Source organism: Streptomyces sp. CB02980, assembly GCF_014451325.2.
In the GTDB taxonomy this organism is placed as follows: Bacteria; Actinomycetota; Actinomycetes; order Streptomycetales; family Streptomycetaceae; genus Streptomyces.
On sequence record NZ_JACSCH020000024.1, the window covers coordinates 120,947 to 121,449 of the forward strand.

A 503-nucleotide genomic window follows, 5' to 3' on the forward strand; every position below is an offset into this window, starting at 1 on the left:
ACAGCGGACACCACCATGGTCACCTTCAGGTCCCCGTCGATCCAGGTGTTCCACAGCGCCCAGCCCTCCGGCCTGGCTTCGACGCCGATCCGTGCACACATCCTCTCGTACGCCTCTTCCACCCCGGCCGGCATGCCCCGGGCTTCAGCACTGACGCTCCGACGAGGCGGACCAGGGCGCGGTCCTCGTCCGGGCAGCAGCCGTCACCCCCGAAGTGGTGGTGGCGCAGAGCCCGAGCAAGGGCGTGCACGCTGCGCTGGAGTGGTGTTGCCTCTTCCGGGTGTGCCTGGAACGAGACTTCGTTGGATGCCTCCATGCTGACGCGGTGGGCGAGACGCTCGATCTCCCGGAGATAGTCCAGGTAGCTGAGCCCGGGTGAGGCCATGGCCCGACGTCTTGCACCATTCCGCTGACGCCGAGCCCGATGGTGAGCCGGGCCGCGGCCAGCTCCTCCAGGACCTGGAGGTAGACCTCGTACGGCTGACCGCCCCCGCCGTGTTCGG